The 22284-nt window shown below is 72.2% G+C and carries 17 protein-coding genes; 8 read left to right on the top strand and 9 right to left on the bottom strand.

What is annotated here, in order from left to right; all coding sequences use genetic code 11:
• Nucleotides 1–31: 31 nt before the first annotated feature.
• Together AVL59_RS42970 and AVL59_RS42965 are read left to right on the top strand one after the other, a co-directional pair.
• The gene (locus AVL59_RS42970) at nt 32–1060 is read left to right on the top strand and encodes a glycosyltransferase family 2 protein (protein WP_067315206.1); all 1029 of its coding nucleotides are present in this window, start codon (nt 32–34) and stop codon (nt 1058–1060) included.
• A 208-nt stretch (nt 1061–1268) separates the two neighbouring features.
• Complete coding sequence (locus tag AVL59_RS42965) at nt 1269–1739, top strand: DUF2690 domain-containing protein (protein WP_067315204.1); 471 nt, start codon at nt 1269–1271, stop codon at nt 1737–1739.
• A 73-nt stretch (nt 1740–1812) separates the two neighbouring features.
• Here AVL59_RS42965 and AVL59_RS42960 read toward each other — a convergent pair whose 3' ends face one another.
• The 4 genes from AVL59_RS42960 to AVL59_RS42945 all read right to left on the bottom strand — a co-directional run bounded on the left by AVL59_RS42960 (nt 1813) and on the right by AVL59_RS42945 (nt 7682).
• Nucleotides 1813–3408 carry an LCP family protein gene (locus AVL59_RS42960; RefSeq protein ID WP_067318447.1) on the bottom strand — a complete coding sequence of 532 codons (1596 nt, stop codon included), beginning with the start codon at nt 3406–3408 and terminating at the stop codon, nt 1813–1815.
• A 130-nt stretch (nt 3409–3538) separates the two neighbouring features.
• Nucleotides 3539–5308 (bottom strand): LCP family protein, encoded by a 1770-nt coding sequence (locus AVL59_RS42955; RefSeq protein WP_067315203.1) that lies wholly within the window; start codon nt 5306–5308, stop codon nt 3539–3541.
• 232 nt (nt 5309–5540) lie between these two features.
• Entirely contained in the window at nt 5541–6722 is a 1182-nt protein-coding gene (locus AVL59_RS42950; RefSeq protein ID WP_067315202.1) for an LCP family protein, read from the bottom strand.
• Between the two features lie 204 nt (nt 6723–6926).
• Nucleotides 6927–7682 carry a TIGR03089 family protein gene (locus tag AVL59_RS42945; protein ID WP_067315200.1) on the bottom strand — a complete coding sequence of 252 codons (756 nt, stop codon included), beginning with the start codon at nt 7680–7682 and terminating at the stop codon, nt 6927–6929.
• A gap of 111 nt (nt 7683–7793) precedes the next feature.
• Here AVL59_RS42945 and AVL59_RS42940 point away from each other — a divergent pair, with 111 nt between their 5' ends.
• Together AVL59_RS42940 and manB are read left to right on the top strand one after the other, a co-directional pair.
• On the top strand, nt 7794–9179 hold the full coding sequence (locus tag AVL59_RS42940; RefSeq protein ID WP_067315198.1) for a peptidoglycan recognition protein family protein: 1386 nt from the start codon (nt 7794–7796) through the stop codon (nt 9177–9179).
• Between the two features lie 102 nt (nt 9180–9281).
• Nucleotides 9282–10364 carry a mannose-1-phosphate guanylyltransferase gene (gene manB, locus AVL59_RS42935; protein WP_067315196.1) on the top strand — a complete coding sequence of 361 codons (1083 nt, stop codon included), beginning with the start codon at nt 9282–9284 and terminating at the stop codon, nt 10362–10364.
• A gap of 228 nt (nt 10365–10592) precedes the next feature.
• Here manB and AVL59_RS42930 read toward each other — a convergent pair whose 3' ends face one another.
• The 4 genes from AVL59_RS42930 to AVL59_RS42915 all read right to left on the bottom strand — a co-directional run bounded on the left by AVL59_RS42930 (nt 10593) and on the right by AVL59_RS42915 (nt 14620).
• Nucleotides 10593–11603: a DNA-3-methyladenine glycosylase family protein gene (locus AVL59_RS42930; RefSeq protein WP_208870541.1), complete on the bottom strand. Its 1011-nt coding sequence runs from the start codon at nt 11601–11603 to the stop codon at nt 10593–10595.
• 127 nt (nt 11604–11730) lie between these two features.
• On the bottom strand, nt 11731–13047 hold the full coding sequence (locus tag AVL59_RS42925; RefSeq protein WP_067315193.1) for a coenzyme F420-0:L-glutamate ligase: 1317 nt from the start codon (nt 13045–13047) through the stop codon (nt 11731–11733).
• Complete coding sequence (gene cofD, locus AVL59_RS42920) at nt 13044–14003, bottom strand: 2-phospho-L-lactate transferase (RefSeq protein ID WP_067315191.1); 960 nt, start codon at nt 14001–14003, stop codon at nt 13044–13046. The genes AVL59_RS42925 and cofD overlap by 4 nt, the downstream gene beginning before the upstream one ends.
• Before the next feature lie 110 nt (nt 14004–14113).
• Complete coding sequence (locus tag AVL59_RS42915) at nt 14114–14620, bottom strand: cysteine dioxygenase (protein ID WP_067315189.1); 507 nt, start codon at nt 14618–14620, stop codon at nt 14114–14116.
• A 623-nt stretch (nt 14621–15243) separates the two neighbouring features.
• On the opposite strand from AVL59_RS42915, the gene AVL59_RS42905 reads away from it, so the two are divergent.
• The 3 genes from AVL59_RS42905 to AVL59_RS42895 all read left to right on the top strand — a co-directional run bounded on the left by AVL59_RS42905 (nt 15244) and on the right by AVL59_RS42895 (nt 20870).
• Nucleotides 15244–15507: a WhiB family transcriptional regulator gene (locus AVL59_RS42905; RefSeq protein ID WP_010986447.1), complete on the top strand. Its 264-nt coding sequence runs from the start codon at nt 15244–15246 to the stop codon at nt 15505–15507.
• A gap of 213 nt (nt 15508–15720) precedes the next feature.
• Nucleotides 15721–19362, top strand: a complete 3642-nt coding sequence (locus AVL59_RS42900; protein ID WP_099053222.1) for a glycosyltransferase family 2 protein — start codon at nt 15721–15723, stop codon at nt 19360–19362.
• Nucleotides 19359–20870: a DUF5719 family protein gene (locus AVL59_RS42895; RefSeq protein ID WP_067315184.1), complete on the top strand. Its 1512-nt coding sequence runs from the start codon at nt 19359–19361 to the stop codon at nt 20868–20870. The genes AVL59_RS42900 and AVL59_RS42895 overlap by 4 nt, the downstream gene beginning before the upstream one ends.
• A 156-nt stretch (nt 20871–21026) precedes the next feature.
• Here AVL59_RS42895 and AVL59_RS42890 read toward each other — a convergent pair whose 3' ends face one another.
• Nucleotides 21027–21479, bottom strand: a complete 453-nt coding sequence (locus tag AVL59_RS42890; protein ID WP_099053221.1) for a metallopeptidase family protein — start codon at nt 21477–21479, stop codon at nt 21027–21029.
• A gap of 305 nt (nt 21480–21784) precedes the next feature.
• Here AVL59_RS42890 and AVL59_RS42885 point away from each other — a divergent pair, with 305 nt between their 5' ends.
• Nucleotides 21785–22210, top strand: coding sequence for a DUF3499 domain-containing protein (locus tag AVL59_RS42885; RefSeq protein WP_063804030.1), 426 nt, complete (start codon nt 21785–21787; stop codon nt 22208–22210).
• Nucleotides 22211–22284 lie beyond the last annotated feature (74 nt).

Raw genomic sequence — 22284 nt, 5'->3', positions numbered from 1 at the left:
TGTCCCCCGTTCGCGGTAACGTGGGCGCCCTATGAACGCCAAGCCCGACGTGCGACTCCCCGCCGTTTCTGTGATCATGCCGGTCCTCAACGAGGAGCGGCATCTGCGCGGGGCCGTCCAAGCGATCCTCGCGCAGGAGTACGCCGGCGAGATGGAGGTCGTGATCGCCCTCGGTCCGTCCACGGACCGCACGGACGAGATCGCCGCCGAGCTCGTTCGGGACGATCCGCGCGTGCACACCGTCCCGAACCCGACCGGCCGCACCCCGGCCGCGCTCAACGCGGCGATCAAGGCATCCCGTCACCCGATCGTGGTGCGCGTCGACGGCCACGGCATGCTCTCGCCGAACTACATCGCCACCGCCGTACGGCTCCTGGAGGAGACCGGGGCGCAGAACGTCGGCGGCATCATGCACGCCGAGGGCGAGAACGACTGGGAGCACGCGGTCGCCGCCGCGATGACCTCGAAGGTCGGTGTCGGCAACGCGGCCTTCCACACGGGCGGCGAAGCCGGTCCCGCCGAGACCGTCTACCTCGGGGTGTTCCGCCGCGAGGCCCTCGAACAACAGGGCGGCTACAACGAGGAGTTCATCCGCGCCCAGGACTGGGAGCTGAACTTCCGCATCCGCGAGGCGGGCGGCCTGATCTGGTTCTCGCCCGAGCTGAGGGTGTCGTACCGGCCGCGGCCGAGCGTGAAGGCGCTCGCCAAGCAGTACAAGGACTACGGCCGATGGCGCCATGTCGTCGCCCGCTACCACGAGGGCTCCATCAACCTGCGCTACCTCGCTCCGCCGACGGCGGTGTGCGCGATCGCCGCGGGTGTCGTGGTGGGCGCGGCGCTCACGCCGTGGGGCTTCGTGATCCCCGGCGGCTATCTGGCGGCGATCGCGGCGGGCTCGGTCCCGGCCGGCAAGGGACTGCCCCTCGCGGCCCGGATACGGATACCGGTGGCCCTGGCGACCATGCACATGTCCTGGGGATGGGGCTTCCTGACGAGCCCGAAGACCCTGGCGAAGCGCGTGATCGCCTCGCGTCGGCCGGCGGTGCTGAGCGCCCGCTGAGCACGCCTCGAGCAGTCATCGAGGGCCCCTCCCCGTCCGGGGAGGAGCCCTTCGCCGTTGCGGACCCGCGCGGGCAGGCCCAAGTCGTCGGACCCGCAGGGGACATGGCGATGTGGCACTTCCATGTACCCCGTGTGGAATTTCTGTTGACCTCATACCGTCATCATGGTCGGATGTCGACGCTTTCTTGATCTTTCAGGGGGATCTCATGCGCTCTCGCCTGCGCACCTTCGCTCGTGCCGGTGTCGTGGCCGGCGGACTCGGCCTCGCGATGATCGCGGCCACCGGCGTCTCCCACGCCTACGCCCACGACGGCGGTGACCCCTCCTCCGCGGGCTGCGCCGGCCGCGCCACCACGGTGGAGTCGGCGACCGTCGAGAACGCGCACAGCGCCTTCGGCACCATCGAGCTGCGCTACAGCGCGGCGTGTCACACCGTCTGGGCGAGACTGACCCTCGACCACACCCAGCCGGCGTGCGGCAACGCGTCCGCCGGCTACGCCTGTGCCGGTGCCTCGGTGATCCGCGACGACGACGGCCGCCGCTACGGCTGCACCATTCACCAGGGCCAGTCGCAGTGCTACACGCCGATGGTCTACGACAAGGGCATGACCTCGTTCGCCGAGGGGGCCGTGGACAGGGCGGCCGGCATGGCCGACGTCCGTACCGCGGCGTACTGACCGCGCGTGCGCGCATGAGCCGAGGGGCTCGCCGTCCTCGACGGCGAGCCCCTCGGTCAGGTACCGGGCAGGTCTACCACTGGTAGGGCTTGTACACGGGCATGCACTGCGAGGAGTCCGAGCCGTTGATGGCATCGGAGCCGACGGGCACGTCGCCCGCCTTCGGGGCCTTCTGCTTGGGGAAGGCCGTGCCCGTGCGCCAGTCCGCGCCGACGACGACCGTGACCCCCGACACATCGGTCGACTTCTTCACCGCGCTCACCGGGATACCCAGCGCCTTGGCGACGGCCTGCGCGTCACCCTCCAGTTCGGCGCTCGGATACTGCACCACGGTCGCGTCCGCGGACTTCGCCACCCCCGAGGTGTCGGCCGTCGCCTGGGCGTAGCCCTGCTGCCCGAGCGCCTCGGCGATCGCCCGCGCCCGGTTCGGAACCGGGGCCTCGGTGGTCGTCCCCGTGGCGTTCTGCACCAGCACCCCGAGCCGGCCCGGGGCGACGGACGGCGTCTGGGCCTTCGTCTTGGACTTGCTCGCGACCTGCTTGGTACCCGACTCCTTGCCGTTCTTGTCGAACGACACGTCGTCGCGGAGCATCTGCCACATCTTGTCGGCGTTGACCTTGTCGGGCACGACGTGTTCGGAGTTCTGCGGGTCCTGGAGGTTCGGCATCGTCACCGACGTGATGCGGTCGGACGGTACGGACTTCAGCTCCATGCCCAGGTCGTAGAGCTTCTTGACGGTGCCGATCTCCTCGGACACCTGCAAGGACTTGGTGGCCGCCTCGGCCAGGTCCATCAGCCGGCCGGTGTCCGTGAAGACGTTCTGCGACTTCAGCGTCCGCAACATCGAGTTCAGGTACATGTGCTGGGCGCGGGCGCGCATCACGTCGCTGCCCCAGGCGTGCCGGGTCCGCAGCCACTGCAGGGCCTGCACGCCCTGGACCTTCTTCCGTCCGGCCGTCATCTTCAGCCCGGAGCCCCCGTGCTGTGCGGGCGTGGAGTGGTCCCAGACGTTCTGCTTCACGCAGACCTCGACACCACCGATGGCGTCCGCCATCTTCACCACGCCGGCGAAGTCGATGGTCATCCAGTGGTCGATGTAGACCCCGGTCAGGTTCTCCCAGGTGGCCAGCGTGCAGCCGGCCCCGCCCCGGGCCAGGGAGGTGTTGATGATGCCGTTCGTGGCCGGGTAGACCTTGCCGGACGCGGAGTCCTTGCACTGGGGAATGTCGACCCGGGTGTCGCGCGGGATGCTCACCATGGCGGCGCTCTTGCGGTCCGCGGAGAGGTGGATGAGCATCTGCACGTCGCCGAGCGGTGGGCTGCCGCGGTCGTACTTGGCACCGCCGAGCTTCACGTTCTCGTCGGAGTTACGGCTGTCGGAGCCGATCAGCAGGATGTTCAAAGGCGTCTGCCCGGCCGCGTTCGCCGGCGTCCGGTGCGCCTTGGAGTCGTCGCCGTTGCTGCGCTCGCCCTTGCGGATGTTGCCGTTCAGGTGCTCGTAGTACAGATAGCCGGCCCCCGCCGTGCCGAGTATCACCACCGCCAGCACGGTCGCCGACCAGCGCAGAGCCCGCCGTCGGCGTCGCTGCCGGTCGGTCTTCGAGCGGACCTTGCGCCGCCCGCCGTCGTGACCGCCCGGCCCGTCCGGCGCCTGCGGTGCGAGCGACATCGTGTCGTCGACCGCAGGATCCTTCCCCCGCACATCGCTCTGCGCCAAACTTCCTGCCCTCCCCACCCTTGCGCCATGCAACGGGTCCGTCCCGCCTCCAGTTAGACGCACGACGGACCCGTTGGGTTACCTACGAGGCGCACTTCACCTTGTCCGCCGTGGACTTGTCGACGTCCGGCGCCTTCGACGGAGCAGTGAGGGACACTCCCGCACCCTTGAAATCCTTGCCCAGGGTCAGCGTCATCGCCGGCAGCCCCTGGGAGTTGGTCACGCTCTTGCCGGGCTTCAGCGCCGAGCCGGACAGACCCATGAGATGCGCCAGCTCCCGCGCCTGGGCCGCCTGGTCCGGCGCGTACTCCAGCGTGGTCTTGCTCAGGGGCGCCGGCGCGTTGCCCGTGTTCTCCGACTTGAGCACGCCTTGCTGGGTCTGCAGCCACTGCAGGGTCTGCTGCGCGCTGCCGGGGTCCGCACCGCCGTTGAGGATCCGCACCCGCACCTCGGCGGGCGCGGACCGGCTGCCCTTGAGGCGCGCGGCGGCGGCGTCCTTGGCCGCCTTCTGCTTCTTCTTCACCTCGGTGAAGGAGACGTCGTTCCTGATGGCGTCGAAGACCGGGGGCGCCGCCGCCTGGTCGACGACGACGGTCGCGTGGACCTTCTCGGCAGGGTTGTCGCGCACGGGCACCGTCACGAACGAGATGTTCTTCGGCGGGACCTTCTTCAGCTCCAGCGCGATGTCCTTGAGCGTGCCCACGGAGCCGATGCCCTTGTCGACGGTGAGCGCCTTGGTGGCGGCCTCGGCGAGGTCGATCAGCTTCGACGGGTTGGTCAGCGTGTCGCCGGAGGACATCTTCCGCATCAGCGAGGCCATGAAGGCCTGCTGCGCCTTGATGCGGTCGAGGTCGCCCTGGTTGCCCCAGCTGTGCCGGGTGCGGACGAACGCCAGCGCCTGCTCGCCCTCGACCTTGGACGGGCCCGCGGGCAGCTTGAGGTGAGACTCCTTGTCGTTCACCGCGTGCGCGAGACACACGTCCACGCCGCCGACCGCCGAGGTCAGCGTCTTCACCGCGTTGAAGTCGACCATCATGAAGTGGTCCGGCATGATGCCGGTGACCTGCTGCACCGTGCGCATGGTGCAGCCGGGGTCCCGGTCGTCCTGCCCCAGGCTGGTGTTGAAGCGCACGCTGTCCGTGCCCGGGACGACCTTCTCGCTGCCGTCGGGCTGCTTGGTCGGGCAGTCCGGCACGTTCACGATCAGGTCGCGCGGAATGCTGAGCGCGGTCGCGTTCGTCCGGTCCTTGGCGACGTGCAGCAGGATGTTGGTGTCGGCGTGCCCGACGCTGCCCTTGTCGCCGTAGCCCTCGTTGCCCTTGCCGGTGCGCTTGTCCGTGCCGATGATCAGGATGTTGAAGGCGTCGTCCTTGCTGAAGCCGTTCTTGGCGGCGCTGCCGACGTCCGTCGTGGTGACGTTGCCCTCGAGGTGCTTGAGGTAGAGGTAGCCGGCGGTGCCGATGGCGACCAGCACGAACGCCGTGCCGCCGGCGGTCCACGCCAGCACCTTCTTCGCCTTCGACTTCTTCTTCACCGGCCGTCGGCCGCGCCGCCCCGGCGGCGGCTCGGGCTCGGTGCGGCGCCGGCGCTGGGCCGGCACGTCCGAGCCGCGTGTCTGCCGCGTCTCGCGCGTCTGCTGGGTCTCGCGTGTCTGGCGCGTCTGGTCCGTCGGCGCGTCGCGCCGACGGCGCGTGGCGCCGCCGCCCTCGCCCTTCGGTCTGCGCTGGCCCGGTACCGACGACTGCGGTGAGGAAGGACTCAGTCGCAGTTCGTATTCGCCGGTGTTCGGATTGAGCACCCACTGGTCTGCGGGATCGATGTTGTCCGCCCGCCCACGGCCTTGCGCGTCCACGGTTGTCCGAATCCTCCGTCGGGGCCACGCGGCGCCTTCCCCCTCAAAGGCGCTCGGGTCTCGGTGAAACAGTGCACGACCCCAGGACGGACCTCGCGGCCGGGTGCACCGGATCGCTCACACTATCCGCCCAGTTCAGCGTCAAGCGACGCCGGTGACAAATTCCACCTGCCTACAACTGGGCAATCCCCCTCATATTCCTGAACTGAGGTTCGTCGACTTGGTACGCGTATTACTCACAGGCGTGTTCGGCGGCCGTGTTGCCGCTGAACGTGGGAGCGGGGGAAGGGCCGTTCCCGCGGTCCGCCTCCGGAGCCCGCGCGGGAACTTCCCGGGAACGGCCCTGCGCCACCGCCACCGGCTGGTCGGCCCGCAGCCGCGCGAACAGCTTCTCGGCCTCCGGCTCCACGAGTTGGTCGCGATTCGCGTCGTAGACGTACGACTCGCGCGGCACCGTCAGGAACTGCACATGTTCGGTGGGGATGTCACGCAGCCCGCGGACCAACTGATACAAACCGCGCAGACTCGCCAGTTCGGGGTCCGTGGTGAGCGAGCGGGTCGCCGCGTCCAGCACCGGATACAGCTTCACCGGGTTCAGCAGGACGTCGTTGCTCTGCATCTTGTCGACGAGCGCGCCGAGGAAGCGCTGCTGCCGCTCCATCCGCTCGGTGTCGCTGCCGTCGCCGAGCGACTTGCGGGCCCGTACGTATCCGAGCGCCTGCTCCCCGTCGAGGGTCACCTTGCCCGCGGGCAGCCGCAGCTTCGCCGCCTTGTCGTTGATCGGTTCCTTCAGGCACACCTGTACGCCGTCGACGGCGTCGACCATGTCCTTGAACCCGCTGAAGTCGACCACCACATGATGGTCGACCCGAATGTTCGTCAGCTTCTCGACGGTGCGGATGGTGCAGGCCGAACCGCCCACCTGGAAGGCGTGGTTGAACATCGCGAACACCGGCTCGCCGCGACTGCCGTCCGGCTTGCGGCAGTCCGGGATGTCCACCATAAGGTCCCGGGGCAGCGAGACGGCGGTGGCGCTGCGCCGGTCGGCGGACAGATGCAGCAGGATCGTGGTGTCGGACCGCTCGCTGCCCAGGTCCCGCCCGTACTTCCCGTTGCCGTTCCCGGCCCGCGTGTCGGACCCGATCAGCAGGATGTTCTGCGCGCCCCGCACCAGTGCGGTGGGCCGCTCCCGCTCGTAGCGGGCGAGCTCCGCGGCGGCCGCCTCGTCCGGGGTGATGTTGGCACTGAGCTTGGCGTACACGGCCCAGCCGCCCCCGGCCGCCGCCACGACCAGCACGGCCACCGCCAGCGTCGTACGCCTGGCCCACCGCCGCCGACGCCGCCGCTCGAGCCCGCCCCCGCCGGCCGAGGAGCCGGGTCCGGGCCCGAGGGCCCGCCGAACGATGCCGGTCACGGTGCGGGCCCCCTCATGCCGTACGAGCGTGGCGTCCTGCTCTTACGACGATGGCGGGGAGGGACGGGAAAGGCGCCCCCAGCTACTCCGATCGGGGGACGGTGGCCGACCCGAACGGGCGCGGGGCTGTGCCGATGTGCGGCTCCGCCGCGTGGGCGCGGGCAACCCCCGCCCACCCGCACCCGACGGCGGTCGAACCCTGTCTCAGCGGCGCAAAGCGGTCACTCGCTCGCTCTCGATCCGCTTCGCGAGACTCTCTTCGTCCAGTCGGTCGAGATGACGGCACAACACCACCGACCCCCCGACGGCCAACGGCGCGTACAACCCCGCGCTCAGCCCCTCCCACGTGTCGTACGGCAGAGCGGACAGCAATCTCGATCCCGGCCCCGTCAGATCCAGCGAAGGCGCCTGTGCCGAGGCCCGCTCGACGATCTCGGCCCCACTGAACTCCGCCCCCGCGACGATCAGCGCCGGCTCCTCCGGATCCACCGGCGCGAACGGCGCGAACCGGTCCCCCTGGCTCGGCACTTCCACGGCGTAGTCGACGAATCCGGAAGGCGTCTGCGGAAAACGTCCCCCCAACGGCCGCAGCGCGAGCGCGACCCGCTCCCCGCGGCACGCCCGCGCCGCCTCCAGCGAGTCCGGCCCGCTCACGACGACGTCCGCGGACGCCGGGTCCCCGGCCACGTCCGCCACCGCCCCCACCGACGCGCACGCGAGCAGCCACACGGCCGTCTGCCAGTGCGCGGGCAGCAGCAGTGCGACCCGGTCGCCGGGGCCGGCGGACAGATCGCCCTGAAGGAGGTTCGCGGTCTTGGCCACCCAATTGGCGAAGGTGGCCACGGACAGTTCGACGCGTTCGCCCGTGGCGTCGTCGTAGAAGGTCACCAGGGGGCGGCCGGGCTCCGCGGCGAGCGCGGAACGCAGCAGGTCGGCAGGGGTGCGATCGGTGGCGTTCACCCGCGCAAGAGTACGCCGGGGCCACCGCGCGCACCGCGTGACGGTGCCACCGGTTCGGCGGAACGGTTTCCGACGGTCCGTCAGTTCACCGTTGGACAGATTTGTATGACTATGTCCATGATCATGGGCATGCGTGGATTCCTGAGTTCCTCGATCGGTGCCACCTCGCTCGGCGTCACGTGCGCGGCCGCCCTCGCGCTCTCGCCGGCGCTGCCCGCGGCCGCCGCTTCCGCGCGGGCGGAACGGACGGACGCCACGGGCCGGGTGGATGAGGTCGCGGTCCCGGGCAGCACCCGATCACTGCCCCTCGTCCCCCTCTCCCGCGAGCGCGCCCTCGGCCCGGCCCCGGAGCAGGGCCTGTACCGCGTCGACGTACAGCACTTCTCGCTGGTCGGGGTCGTCTGGGACGACCCGGGCACCGAACTGGAGGGCCGGGTCCAGGTCCGCAACCGGTCCGCGGCGACCGAGCGGTGGTCCGGCTGGCAGGACGTCGAGACGCACGACGAGGACGACGGCGCCGACCCGGGCACGGGCGAGGGGACCTCGGGCCGGGTGCGCGGGGCCACCGCACCGCTGTGGGTGGGCGACTCGGACGGCGTGGACGTACGGGTGCTCGCCGGCTCCGGCACGACCGCCAAGGGGCGTCCGGGCGACCCGGTCCCGCCGCTGCCCTCGGGGCTGCGCCTGGAACTCGTCGACCCCGGGGACGGCGCGCCGCCCCCGGATCCGCCGGCGAACGGGTCCCTCGCGCAGACGGACCCCACGGCCGCCGCCTACGCGGCCGACGCCGACCTCGCGCCCGTCGGCGCCCTGGAGATCCCCGAGCTGAACCGGCGCGACACCGAGCGGGAGATGAGCCGCCTCATGGGGGACAGCGCGGGCAGGAAGTACATCGGACCGCGCCCGCGGATCGTCACGCGCCACGGCTGGGGAGCGGACGAGTCACTGCGCAAGAGCGGGTTCGCCTACACGAAGAAGGTCAAGGCGGTCTTCGTGCACCACACGGCCTCGGGCAACAAGTCCACCTGCGCCCAGGCGCCCTCCGTCATCCGCGGTATCTACCGCTACCACGTCAAGAGCATGCACTGGCGGGACATCGGCTACAACTTCCTCGTCGACAAGTGCGGACACATCTACGAGGGCCGGGCCGGGGGAGCGGCGAAGGCGGTGCGGGGCGCCCACACCCTCGGGTTCAACAACAACAGCATGGGCATCGCCGTGATCGGCAGCTACGCCTCGGCCAAGCCGTCCGGCGCCGCCCTGAAGGCCATCGCCCGGCTCGCCGCGTGGAAGCTCGGGCTCTATGGGGCCAATCCGCGCGGAAAGACATATCTGACATCAGGCGGTGGCAATCTGTACCCCAAGGGGAAGAACGTACGACTGAACGTGATCTCCGGCCATCGGGACGGATTCTCCACCTCATGCCCGGGCAAGCGGCTCTACGCCAAGCTCGGCACGGCCCGTTCCAGCGCGGCGCGGTACCAGGGGCGCCGCTGAGGACACCGCACGGCCGATCGAGGGCACCGTCGCACGGTCTGCATACACTGGCCGGCCGAAACGAGTAGTTCGACCGGTCCCGGCAGGAAGCAGAGACGACAGGTGACAGAAGCGATCCTTCTGGTCGGAGGCAAAGGAACCCGGCTGCGTCCGCTCACGGTGCACACGCCCAAGCCCATGGTCCGGGCGGCGGGAGTGCCGTTCCTCACGCACCAGCTGGCGAGAGCGAGAGCGGCGGGCGTGGAGCACATCGTCCTCGCGACGAGCTATCTGGCCGAGGTCTTCGAGCCCTGCTTCGGCGACGGTGCCTCCCTCGGGCTGCACATCGAGTACGTCACCGAGGAGGAGCCCCTCGGCACGGGCGGCGCGATCCGCAACGTGGCCTCACGCCTCCACTCCGGCCCCGACGACCCGGTCCTGATCTTCAACGGCGACATCCTGACGGGCCTGGACATCAGGCGCCTCGTGCACACCCACGAGTCGACGGGCGCGGACGTGTCCCTGCACCTCACCCAGGTGACCGACCCGCGCGCGTACGGCCTGGTCCCCACCGACGAGACGGGCCGCGTCCTCGCCTTCCTGGAGAAGCCGCAGACGCCGGAGGAGATTGTCACCGACCAGATCAACGCGGGGGCGTACGTCTTCCGCCGCTCGGTCATCGACACGATCCCGGCGGGCCGTCCGGTGTCGGTGGAACGCGAGACCTTCCCGGACCTCCTGTCCGCCGGAGCCCATCTCCAGGGCATGGTCGACTCGACGTACTGGCTCGACCTCGGCACCCCCGCGGCCTTCGTCCGCGGCTCAGCCGACCTGGTGCTCGGCCGCGCGCCCTCCCCGGCCGTCCCTGGCCGCTGCGGCGACCGTCTGATCCTGCCGACGGCCAGCGTCGCGCCGGACGCGAAGCTGGCGGGCGGCACGGTGGTCGGCGAGGGCGCGTTCGTCGCCGAGGGGGCGCGGGTCTTCGGCTCGACGATCCTGCCCGGCGCGGTCATCGAGCCCGGCGCCGTCATCACCGACTCCCTCATCGGCAACCGCGCCCGAGTCGGCGAACGCTCCGTCCTCACCGGCACGGTGATCGGCGACGGCGCGGTGGTCGGCCCCGACAACGAGCTGCGGGACGGCGCACGCGTCTGGTGCGATGCCCGGATTCCGGCGGGCGCGGTGCGCTTCTCCTCGGACCAGTAGCCGTACGGGCGGGCAGGGGCCGCCACCCAGGGGGCTCCGCCCCGGCCCCTGCCCGGAGGGCCGTCCACCGGCGCGCGCCGGTGGGGGTGATCGCGCGGTTCCCCGCGCCCCTTCGGGGCGCGTGACTGCAGGGAGTCGTGCCGCTGGGGCGGCGCCCACCCGGCAGCGGCTGTCCTCCATAGCCGCGGGCAGTCGTGCTGCGAGGTCGTGCCCCCCGCACCGCTCGCCTCACAGCAACCCGATGTCCACCCGAGGCATCTTCGGCGCCCTCCGCGCGGGCACGTTCCCGCTCAGCAGAATCAACCGAGCCGCCCGATGCCGCTGCCCCGCGTACGGCTCCAGCAAGCGCAGCATCTCCGCATCGTCCGCATCACGATCCCCGGCCAGCGCCCACCCCACGATCCCGGGCAGGTGAAGGTCCCCGACCGTCACCGCATCCGCAGCCCCGTGACTGCGCTGCACGACCTCCGCCGACGTCCACGGCCCGATCCCCGGCACGACCTCCAACCGCGCCCGGGCCTCGGCCGCCGGCATCCCCACCGCCTGCTCCAGCCGCGCAGCGACCCGCACGGCCCGCAGGATCGTCGACGCCCGCTTGTCGTCGACCCCGGCCCGATGCCACTCCCAGGAGGGAATCAGCGCCCAGGTCCGCGGCGCGGGCATCACCCACATCGACCGCTCGCCCACCCCCGCGGGCCCCGGCGCCGGCTCCCCGAACCTCCGTACCAGCAACCGCCACGCCCGGTACGCCTCGTCGGTCGTGACCTTCTGCTCCAGCACCGACGGGATCAACGACTCCAGCACCAGCCCGGTCCGGGTCAGCCTGAGCCCCGGCCTGCGGTGCCGCGCCAGCGCCACGACCCGGTGCCGGGGCACGAACGCGTCCGGCTCGTCGGCGGCGCCCAGCAGCTCCGGCATCTGCTCCAGCAACCACTCGGCCCCGGGCCCCCACGCCTCGGCGCGCACCTCACCCCCGTACCCGTGCACCCGCAGCGTCCCGGGCCCGGCGGGCGTCCGGGTGGCCCGCCACACCGAACCGTCGCGGGCCGCCCGGAACGTCGGATCGGCGGGCCCGCGTCTGAGCGGACCCAGCACCAGCCCGAGGTCGAGCGGCCCGTTGGGCACCCACCGCCGGACCCGGGCCGGTGCCGTGGCCGGTCGCGGCACTCCGGCGGGCACGGCGACCTCCCCACCGCGCACGGTGGTGCGCGTGGGCCGGGGAGCGAAACGTCCTGCCACGGGATGAGTTCCTAGGGGTGCCGGTGCCGCGGGTGCTGTCCTGGAGGGGTGTCCTATGAGACGCGGGGTCGTCCTATGAGCCTAGGGGAGACCCCGCGGTCGTACGGGAGATTCGTCGTACGGCCACTCACCGCACCTCGATGAACGCCTCGGCGTCCCGCTCCGGCCGCGGTCTCGGCTCCTGCGCGGGATGCCCGATGGCCACCGCGCCCATCGGGTCCCAGTCGTCGGGCAGTCCGAGCACCTCACGCACCACGTCCCGGCAGAACATCGTCGACGACACCCAGGCCGAGCCCAGCCGCTCCCCGGCCAGCGCGACCAGGAAGTTCTGCACGCCCGCGCCCGCCGCGACCACGAACATCTCCCGCTCGGCGCCGTCCCGCCGCGCGTCCCCGTAGGTGTGCGAGCCGTCCATGACGAGGCAGGGCACGGCCAGAGAGGGCGCGTCGCGCAGGACATCCCCGCGGCGGATCCGCCGGGCGACGGACTCCTCGGTCCTGCCGTCCCGCCGCAGATCCGCGATCCAGGCGTCCCGCATCGCGTCGAGCAGCCGTACCCGCGACTCCTCGGACTCCAGCAGTACGAACCGCCACGGCGTGGTGTGGTGCGGCGCCGGCGCGGTCAGCGCGGCGGCCACCGCGCGCCGCACCGCACCGGGATCGACGGGCTGGTCGGTGAAGGCCCGTACGGTACGCCGCTGGGTCACCGCCTCCCGGACCGCCTCGGAGGTGCCGAGCCGGAACATGTCGTCCCGCGCGGAGCGCACCAGCGCGAGTGCCCCCTCGCCGTCCTCCCGCGCCACCACATGGGGCAGCCCGCGCACCACGGCGACCGGCCGCCCCGCCGCCTTGCCCTTGACCAGGTCACCGGCGGCGGCCAGTTCGTCCGCCGTGGCGACGACGGTGGCGACGAGCGGATTGCCGTACGCGTCGGTGCCCCCGCGCAGATCGTCCAGCACGTGTACGCCGGCGGCGCCGATCGCCACGTCCGTGATCCCCGAGCGCCAGGGCCGCCCGAACGTGTCGGTCACGACGACACCCACGTTGACGCCGAGGGCTTGGCGCAGCCCCTCGCGGATCGCGCGCGCGGACGCGTCCGGGTCCTCGGGCAGCAACAGGACGGTCCCGGCGGGGGTGTTGGAGGCGTCGACGCCGGCGGCGGCCATGACCAGGCCGCGCCGGTTCTCCACGATGCGCAGCGTGCCGCGCCGGGCCACCACCCGCACGGTCTCGGCGTCGATCGAGGCCTCCCGGTCGGCCGCCCGCACGATCCGGCCCTCGGCCTTGGAGACGATCTTGGACGTGACGATCACCACGTCCCCGTCGGCCAGGCCGGGCTCGGTCGCGACGATCAGCTTGGCCAGGTCGTCGCCCGGCCGCACCTCGGGGATGCCCGACAGGGCCCAGACCCTGTACTCCGGGTCCTTCGGACGCTCCTCGCTCACGCCCCCCGCACCTCCTCGGCCAGCGCCAGCGCCTCCCGCGCCATCTGCGCGGTCGCGTCCACGTCGGTCATCATCAGCGGCACGGCCCGGCAGCGGATCCCGTCCGCCTCGATCCGCTCGACCACACCCGCGTCCACGGTGTCGACCAGCCAGCCGTCCAGCAGCCCCGAGCCGTAGTGCCCGGCGACCGCCGCGGCCGTGGACTCCACGCCGACCGCGGCGAGCACCTTGTCGGCCATCCCGCGCACCGGCGCGTCGCCGACGATGGGGGACAGGCCCACCACCGGCACGCCCGCGTCCGCGATGGCCTCCCGGACGCCCGGCACGGCGAGGATCGTGCCGATGGACACGACCGGGTTGGACGGCGGGAAGAGGATCACGTCCGCTTCGGCGATGGCCTCCAGGACCCCCGGCGCGGGCTTGGCCCGCTCGGCGCCGACCGGCACGACCGCCTCGGCCGGGACGGAGGCGCGCAGCCGCACCCAGTACTCCTGGAAGTGGATCGCCCTGCGCTCGCCCTCGATCTCGACGGCCACGTGCGTCTCCACGCGGTCGTCGGTCATCGGGATCAGCTTCACCCCCGGCTTCCAGCGGTCGCACAGCGCCTCGGTGACCGCGCTCAGCGGATAGCCGGCACCCAGCATCTGCGTCCGCACGATGTGTGTGGCGAAGTCCCGGTCGCCCAGCCCGAACCACTCCGGGCCGACGCCGTAGGCCGCCAGTTCCTGCTTGAGGTGGAAAGTCTCCTCGGACCGCCCCCAGCCCTGCTCCTCGTTGATGCCGCCGCCCAGCGTGTACATCACCGTGTCGAGGTCCGGGCAGACCTTCAGCCCGAAGAGGTGGATGTCGTCGCCGGTGTTGCCGATGACCGTGACGTCCGCGTCCGGTGCGGCCTGCTTCAGACCGCGCAGGAAGCGGGCACCGCCGATGCCGCCTGCCAGAACCACAATGCGCATGGCCCCAAGTCTGGCAGGCGGGTACGACAACGTGTCAGGCGGTCGAGCGACCGTCAGGCGGTCAGGTGCCGATCAGACGGTCGACCGCCGATCGGATGGCCAGGTGCCGCTCAGGCGGTCACCGCGCGCGGCTCGGAACGCGCCTCGCAGTGCGGGGAGGCGTGCATCGGCATCTCGGTCAGGCCCGGGTAGTAGACGTGCAGGCTCACGGCCGGTTCCAGCGTGTCGTTGACCACCTCGTGCACGTACCCCGGCGCGAACACCCGCTGGGTGCCGAACGTGAGCGCGCGCGTGCCGCGCTCGGTGCGCTCGGTCAGCGTGCCCTCCAGGACGGTGAGGACACCGGAGGAGCGGCCGTGGTCGTGCGGTCCGCTGCCCTGTCCGGGCACCCAGGACAGCAGCCACACCTCGTAGCCGGGGCCGGTGCGCAGCCGGTGGTACCAGCGGGTGGTGGCGTCGTAGCGGACGAGGTGCGCCCACTGGGAGCGGTCGGCGGCGACGGCGCGGGCGAGGCCCACGAATTCGGCGACGGTGGCCGGGTGCTCGCGCGGCGGCTGGAGCAGATGCGGGACTTCGAGGATGTCGCCGGCGATCTGGAGGTCGTTGTCGCTGTTCATAGGGATGCTGTGGTTCCTCGGCGGAAGAGTGGGGTGCCCTGAACTGAGGGTTCTGCGAAGGAGGGTGCGGCCGGGTCATGAGACCCGACGACAGCCGGAGCGAGTCGGCTCAACAGCTGGAACAGCAACAACAGCTACAGCGGACCTGGGCAGCACCGAGGGACCCGGCGGTGCGGGTCGAGGTGAGTGCCAAGTTCGCGAGCATGCCCCCTAGGACAGCGGTTCACACCGGCACTGTCAACTCGGCGCCCGGAATGTGGGACATGTTTCACCTCATCCGGTTCATCTGTCAGGTGAAAGGTTTGTGCATCTAGATCACAGGACACATGGCGCACAACCGAGCGCCCAAGCCCCGCGGAACGCGATCGAACGCGGGGGCGTCCTTCTCCGTACAGAGATCCGTACGGGGTGCGCCGCCCCTCCGGGTCTCATCTGCGCGTCAAGGTTTATGGCGATTTGAACACTTTCCGCACGGCCTTGGTTCCGCAGAGTGAATAACGGGCCCAATAGCAGATCTCGGCTTGACTCGCCCGGAGCAGCACACTTGTAATTTCACTCGTGTCGTTCAGCCGAAATCGGTAACGGCTACGCACGGGGACGCGAAAGACAGACGAGGGGCGCACATGACCGAGCTGGTGCAGCAACTGCTGGTCGACGACGCGGACGAGGAACTCGGCTGGCAGGAGCGCGCGCTGTGCGCCCAGACCGACCCCGAGTCCTTCTTCCCCGAGAAGGGCGGCTCCACCAGAGAGGCCAAGAAGGTCTGCCTCGCCTGTGAGGTCCGCTCCGAGTGCCTCGAGTACGCCCTCGCCAACGACGAGCGTTTCGGCATCTGGGGCGGTCTGTCCGAACGCGAGCGCCGCAGGCTGAAGAAGGCCGCCATCTGACCGGCTTTTGACCACTTCCTCGCCGCCGTCTTACCGAACGGCGCGATATTCCGCACACGGACCATGCGAACGGCCCGGCGCCGGTGGGTTATCCACAGGCGACGGGCCGTTCGCATGTCCAGCCGATAGTGTGGGCGCTCGTCCGAGACGCCCCGCTGTCCCCTCGGGGCACAGGCGTCCACCGCAGTCCATCGAACCGGGGCCCGTACCTCGATGTCCGTGCACAGCCATACGGCAGCCCAAGACGGAGCTGCCACTCCTGAGTTCCCGCGTCATGTGGTGACCGCGGTCCTCGTCTCCCACGACGGCGCCCGCTGGCTGCCCGACGCGCTCGCCGGGCTGCTCGGCCAGGAGCGCCCCGTCCAGTACGCGGTGGCGGCCGACACCGGCAGCGCGGACGCCTCCGCCCAGCTGGTCACCGAGGCCCTCGGCGACGACCGCGTGCTGCACCTCGCCCGGCGCACCGGCTTCGGCCAGGCCGTCGAGGAGGCGAGCCGCACCGCGCCCGTCCTGACCCCGGACGAACTGCCGTACCTGAAGCGACCCAGCGGCTGGGACCCGGTCACGCGCTCATGGCGCGACGACGCCTACGACATGCCCGAGCTGCCGCACGGTGAGCCCGTCCAGTGGCTGTGGCTGCTGCACGACGACTGCGCCCCCGAGCCGGACGCCCTCGCCCAGCTGCTGCGGGTCGTCGAGAACGAGATCGAACTGGGCCGCGACGACGTGGCGGTCGTCGGTCCCAAGCTGCGCGGCTGGTACGACCGCCGGCAGCTGCTGGAGGTCGGCGTCTCCATCGCCAACTCCGGCCGCCGCTGGACCGGCCTGGACCGCCGTGAACAGGACCAGGGCCAGCACGATCACGTCCGCACCGTGCTGTCCGTCTCCACCGCCGGCATGCTCGTCCGCCGCGACGTCTTCGAGCAGCTCGGCGGATTCGACCGCCGGCTGCCCCTGATGCGCGACGACGCCGACCTGTGCTGGCGCGCCCACGCGGCCGGCCACCGCGTCCTCATCGCCCCCGAGGCCGTCGTGCGGCACGCCGAGGCCGCCTCCCGCGAGCGCCGCACCGTCGACTGCGTGGGCCGCACCGCCGCCTCCCCGCACAAGGTCGACAAGGCCGGCGCCGTCTACACCCTCCTCGTCAACACCCGTGCCGCCGTGCTGCCCTGGGTGCTGCTGCGGCTCGTCCTCGGCACCCTCCTGAGGACCGTCGCCTACCTCGTCGGCAAGGTCCCCGGCCAGGCCGTCGACGAGATCCGCGGCCTGCTGGGCACCCTGCTGCGGCCCGAGCGGATCCTCGCCGGACGGCGCCGCCGCGGCCCCTCGCAGATCGACAAGGGCGAACTGCGCCAGCTCTTCCCGCCGCCCGGCGCGACCGTCCGCGCCACCGTGGAACAGATCGCGGGCAACTTCTCCGGCGGCTCCGACCCCGACACCTCCTCGGCCGGCCGGCACGGCGGCGCCGTGGAGTCCGGGCCCGGCGGCGACGACGCCGAGTTCCTGGAGGTCGAGCAGTTCGCCCGGCTCAAGCGGATCGCCCGCAAGCCCGGCCCCGTACTCTTCCTGGCCCTGCTCCTGGTCGCGCTCACCGCCTGCCGCGCCCTGCTCAGCGGCGGCGCCCTGGCCGGCGGCGCGCTGCTGCCCGCCCCGGCCGGCGCCGGCGAACTCTGGTCGCGCTTCGCGGACGCCTGGCATCCGGTGGGCGCGGGCGGCACCCCGTCCGCCCCTCCCTACCTCGCCGTCGTCGCGACCCTCGCCTCGATCCTGTTCGGCTCCACCGGGCTCGCGGTCACCGTCCTGCTGGTCTGCTCGGTCCCGCTGGCCGGCTTCACCGCCTACTTCGCCTCCCGGCCGCTGATCACCTCCCGACTGCTGCGCGCCTGGGCCGCGATCGCCTACGCCTTCCTGCCCGCCGCCACCGGCGCCCTGGCCGGCGGCCGCGTCGGCACCGCCGTCCTCGCCGTGCTGCTCCCGCTCATCGCGCGCGCGGGCATCGCCGCCGGCGGCCTCGGCAACGCCTCCGGGGCACGCGGCAGTTGGCGCGCCACCTGGGCCTACGCCCTGCTGCTGACCATCACGACCGCCTTCACGCCGATCGTGTGGCCCATCGCCCTGGTCCTCGGCCTCGGCGTGCTGGCGCTGCGCCGCCGCGACCTGGTCGCCCACGCCCTGCGCTTCCTCGTCCAGCTGGGCACCCCGCTACTGGTCCTCGCCCCCTGGTCGCTGACGCTGCTGCCCTTCGGCTTCTTCCAGGAGGCCGGTCTGGACTACGGCTCCTCGACGGCCTCCGCCGTCGACCTGCTCGGCGCCAGCCCCGGCGGCCCCGGCACCATGCACGGCCTGATGCTCATCGGCATCGTCCTCGCCGCGCTGGCCGCACTCCTGCGCTCCGAGCGTCAGCTGGGAATCCGGACCGCATGGGCGGCCGCCCTGGTGGGCCTCGTCTTCGCCGTCCTGTCCAACAGGTCCACCTGGGCCGGACCGGCCACCCTCGTCTACGGCATCGCCCTGCTGGCCGCCGCCGCGCTCGGCGCCGACGGAGCACGCGCGCGCGTGGCCGAGCAGAGCTTCGGCTGGCGCCAGCCCGTCGCGGCCCTGATCGCCTTCGCCTCGGCCGCGGGCCCGCTGCTCGTCGCCGCCGGCTGGATGATCCGCGGCGCCGACGGCCCGCTGGAGCGCCGCGACCCGGCACAGGTCCCCGCGTTCGTCGCGGAGGACGCCACCACCCGCGACCAGGCCCGCACCCTGATCCTGGACAGCGACTCCACCGCACGCGTGCGCTACACCCTCGTCCGCGGCTCCGGCGCCCGCATGGGCGACGCCGAACTGGCCGCCGCCGACGGTGAGAACGCGAAGCTCGACAAGGTCGTCGCCAACCTCGTCGCGGGCTCCGGCGCCGACCAGGCCGGCCAACTCGGCGGCTTCGCCGTGCGCTACGTGCTCGTCCACAAGGGTGCGCCCCGCGCGATCACCCGCGTCCTGGACGCCACGCCCGGCCTGTCCCGGCTCAGCCAGCAGGACGGCAGCGCCCTGTGGCGCGTCGACCAGCAGGTCTCCCGCGCCACCATCGTGCCCGCGGGCGGCGGCTCCGGCACGGTCCAGTCCGTCGCCGCAGGACCGGTGGAGATCCACACCACCGTCCCCTCCGGCTCGGGCGGCCGCGTCCTGCGCCTGGCCGACGCCGCCGCCGGCGGCTGGACGGCCACGCTCGACGGCAAGCCGCTGACCCGCACCACGGTCGACGGCTGGGCCCAGGGCTTCCAGCTGCCCTCGGCCGGCGGCAGGCTCGACGTCACCTACGAGACCCCGGTCGCCCGCACCGGCTGGCTGTGGGCCCAGGGCGCGCTCGCCGTCGTCCTCGTCGTCCTCGCCCTGCCGGGCCGACGCCGCGACATCGACGACGACCTCCCCGAGGAGCAGCCGCAGCCCGCCGAGGCCACCGCGGCGGGCGAGGGCCGCCGCGCCCGCCGCCTGCGCGCCCAGGCCGAGGAACCGGCCGACCAGGAGCAGCCCGCCGTGCCGCCGCTCGCGCAGGAGACCCCGGTCGCCATCCCGCACCAGCAGCAGTACGCCGACTGGGACGCCGCCCCCTACCAGGGCGCCGAATACACCGGGTACGGATCGGACCAGTACCAGGGCACCGGCCAGTACCCGGCCGGCGGCTACGACCAGCAGGCCTACCAGCCGGACCCCTACCAGAACGCCCAGTACGACCCCTACGCCTACGGCGGTACGGCCGACCAGCTGCCGTACGACCCGACGGCCTACCAGCAGGGCTACGACCCGGCGTACGACCCGGCCCAGCACCCCCACGGCACCGGCAGTGAGCGCCCCGACGGGAGCCAGCAGTGAACCGCACCACCCTGTCCCTGATCGCCGGCACCACCGCGCTGGCCGCCGTCACCGCGTTCGCCGCGCTCGACACGCCCTCCGCGTCCGGTGCGGGCCCCGCGAAGGCGGCGGCCGAGCTGCCGGTCGAGCGCACCAGCCTGCTGTGCCCCGCGCCGAGCATCTCCGACATCGCCGACACGTCGTACACATCGTTCACGCCCGTCACCAAGGGCGCGGCGAGCGACGGCAAGGCTCAACTCCAGGCGGCCGCCGAGCAGTCGGCGGACGGTGCCGGTGACACCAAGAAGGGCGGCAAGGGCTCCCAGAAGAAGGCGGACAAGCCGGTCCTCACCCCGAAGGAGCCCGGCACGCCGGTCACCGGCGACACCTCCGGTGCGGACGCGCCCGCGCTCGTCGGCACCGCCGACGGGAAGTTCGCCCCCGGCTGGACCGTCCAGGAGACCACCGAGGTCGCCGCGGGCACCGGCCGCGGCCTCCAGGGTGTCAACTGCTCCGCCGCCGACACCGAGTTCTGGTTCCCGGGCGCCAGCACGGCCGCCGACCGCACCGATTATGTGCACCTGACCAACCCGGACGACTCCGCCGCCGTCGTCGACATCGAGCTGTACGGCAAGGACGGCGCGATCAAGTCCTCGGTGGCGGACGGCTTCACCATCCAGCCGCACGCCAGCGAGCCGATCCTGCTCTCCACGCTCACCGACGAACGGCAGAGCGACCTGACCGTGCACATCAGCGTGCGCAGCGGACGGGTGGGTGCGGCCGTGCAGGCCCTGGACGACAAGGTGGGCGGCGACTGGCTGGCCGCGGCCGCCGACCCGGCCGGCAGCCTGGTCCTGCCCGGCATCCCGAAGGACGCCACCGACGTCCGCCTGATCGCCTTCACGCCCGGCGACGCCGACGCGGACCTGAAGATCCGCCTGGCCTCGCCGGGCGGCCTGATCACCCCGGCCGGCAACGAGACGCTGCACGTCAAGTCCGGTATGACGACCGCGGTCGACCTCCACGACGTCACCCGCGGCGAGGCGGGCTCCCTGGTGCTCACGCCCACCGACCAGTCGGTCCCGGTCGTGGCGGCGCTGCGCGTGATCCGGGGCAGGGGAAGCAAACAGGAGACGGCGTTCATCCCGGCCACGGCCCCGGTCGGCACGCGCGCGACCTCGGCCGACAACAGCGGCAGGTCCACGACCCTCTCCCTGACCGCGCCCACCGGCACCGCCACGGTCAAGGTCACCGCCTCGGCGGGCAGCGAGGGCGGCAGTCCCGTGTCGAAGACCTACACGATCAAGTCGGGCACCACCCAGAACGTCGACGCCCCCGTCCCCGCGGGCGTGAAGGGCACGTACGCCCTCACGGTGGAGCCCGTCTCCGGCGCCCCGGTCTACGCCTCCCGCACCCTCTCGGCCACCGAGTCCGGTGTCCCCGGCTTCACCGTCCAGACCCTCCCCAGCGACCGCGGCCTGGTCGCGGTACCGCGGGCGGACGAGGACTTGTCGATACTCCAGCAGTAGCGAGAGGCGTCCTGGCCACGCGGCTGCGGGCCGCCGTGCCTCTCCCCCAGCGCATCGAGGGCCTGGGGGGGGGGAGGCACCCCGCAAGCGCAGACAAGTGAAGCCCACCCCCGCCAGCCGCAGCACGGGGCAACCACGCAGCCCCGTACCGCCGCCCTATTCCTCCCCGTACCGAGGATCCACGGTCTCCGGAGTCAGCCCCAGCAACTCGGCCACCTGCTCCACCACCACCTCGTGCACCAGCGCGGCCCGCTCGTCCCGCCCCTTGGTCCGGATCTCCACCGGCCGCCGGTACACCACGACCCGCGCCCGCCGCCCCTCACGCGCCGGGACGATCCCACCCAGTGGCACCGCTTCGTCGCTCCACCCCTCCGCACCCCGCCCCTCCAGCCGAGGCACCTCGAGCACCAGGAAGTCGACGTCGGCCAGCTGCGGCCACCGCCGCTCAAGACGCTCCACGGAGTCCTGCACCAGGTCCGCGAACACCTCGGCACGGCTGGCCGCCAGCGGCACCTGCGGCGGTGCGATCGGCCCCCGCATGCCCCGCCCGTGACGATCACGGCGACGGGGCCCGGGGCCGGTGGCACGGGGCGATACACGGTTGTCCATCACTGGTGAAGCGTAGTCCCCGCGCGCTCCGCCCGCCCGGCCCCACACGCCAACCCGGCGCCGAGCGCACGGCAACCGGCCACTGATTGCCCCGTGTCGCAGGTTGACCGTTCCGGCCAAGGTCTGGCTCGTTTCCGTAACCCTCCAAGACCGCCAAACTCAAGGCAATTGACGTTGTTTGTACCGACTCATGACCATACGCAGCCTCGCACCAGACCTGGCGCAAACCCGTCCTCGCAGGTCAGCAAGGCGTGTTCAGGAGGGTGTGTGGGGTGTTTCACAGGGCGACACGGTGGAGTGACCTGGTGGAGAGTCGTCGCGGCCCGCTCAAGAGTGCGGTACCGTCCAACGTCGTGAGCCCTGTACGTCGCTGTTCGCGCACCGCTTGCGGCCGACCCGCCGTCGCGACGCTGACGTACGTCTACGCCGACTCGACCGCGGTCCTCGGCCCGCTCGCCACCTACGCCGAACCCCACTGCTACGACCTGTGCGCCGAGCACTCCGAGCGCCTCACCGCCCCGCGCGGCTGGGAGGTCGTCCGCCTCCTCGACGGCTCCGCTCCCGCCCGGCCCAGCGGAGACGATCTGGAAGCCCTCGCCAACGCCGTGCGCGAGGCGGCCCGCCCCCAGCAGCGCGCGGCCGAGGCGGGCGGCGGCGGAGCGCGCGCCGCGGACCCCATGGAGGTGGCCCGCCGAGGCCACCTGCGGGTCCTGCGCTCTCCGGACAACTGAGCCCCGCCGCACCGGCGTACAGCCCTCGAACGCCACCCGCGCACCACCGGACGCCGGCACACACCACCCACCGT

Source organism: Streptomyces griseochromogenes (assembly GCF_001542625.1).
GTDB lineage: Bacteria > Actinomycetota > Actinomycetes > Streptomycetales > Streptomycetaceae > Streptomyces > Streptomyces griseochromogenes.
Note: the sequence above shows the minus strand (reverse complement) of the source record. Positions and strands in the feature narration are given on the sequence as shown.

What these genes read in the sequence shown, in the direction of transcription:
- AVL59_RS42970 (WP_067315206.1), top strand. Translation starts at nt 32, where the DNA reads ATGAACGCCAAGCCCGACGTGCGACTCCCCGCCGTTTCTGTGATCATG.
- AVL59_RS42965 (WP_067315204.1), top strand. Translation starts at nt 1,269, where the DNA reads ATGCGCTCTCGCCTGCGCACCTTCGCTCGTGCCGGTGTCGTGGCCGGC.
- AVL59_RS42960 (WP_067318447.1), bottom strand. Translation starts at nt 3,408, where the DNA reads ATGTCGCTCGCACCGCAGGCGCCGGACGGGCCGGGCGGTCACGACGGC.
- AVL59_RS42915 (WP_067315189.1), bottom strand. Translation starts at nt 14,620, where the DNA reads ATGAACAGCGACAACGACCTCCAGATCGCCGGCGACATCCTCGAAGTC.
- AVL59_RS42905 (WP_010986447.1), top strand. Translation starts at nt 15,244, where the DNA reads ATGACCGAGCTGGTGCAGCAACTGCTGGTCGACGACGCGGACGAGGAA.
- AVL59_RS42900 (WP_099053222.1), top strand. Translation starts at nt 15,721, where the DNA reads ATGTCCGTGCACAGCCATACGGCAGCCCAAGACGGAGCTGCCACTCCT.
- cofD (WP_067315191.1), bottom strand. Translation starts at nt 14,003, where the DNA reads ATGCGCATTGTGGTTCTGGCAGGCGGCATCGGCGGTGCCCGCTTCCTG.
- AVL59_RS42890 (WP_099053221.1), bottom strand. Translation starts at nt 21,479, where the DNA reads ATGGACAACCGTGTATCGCCCCGTGCCACCGGCCCCGGGCCCCGTCGC.
- AVL59_RS42940 (WP_067315198.1), top strand. Translation starts at nt 7,794, where the DNA reads ATGTCCATGATCATGGGCATGCGTGGATTCCTGAGTTCCTCGATCGGT.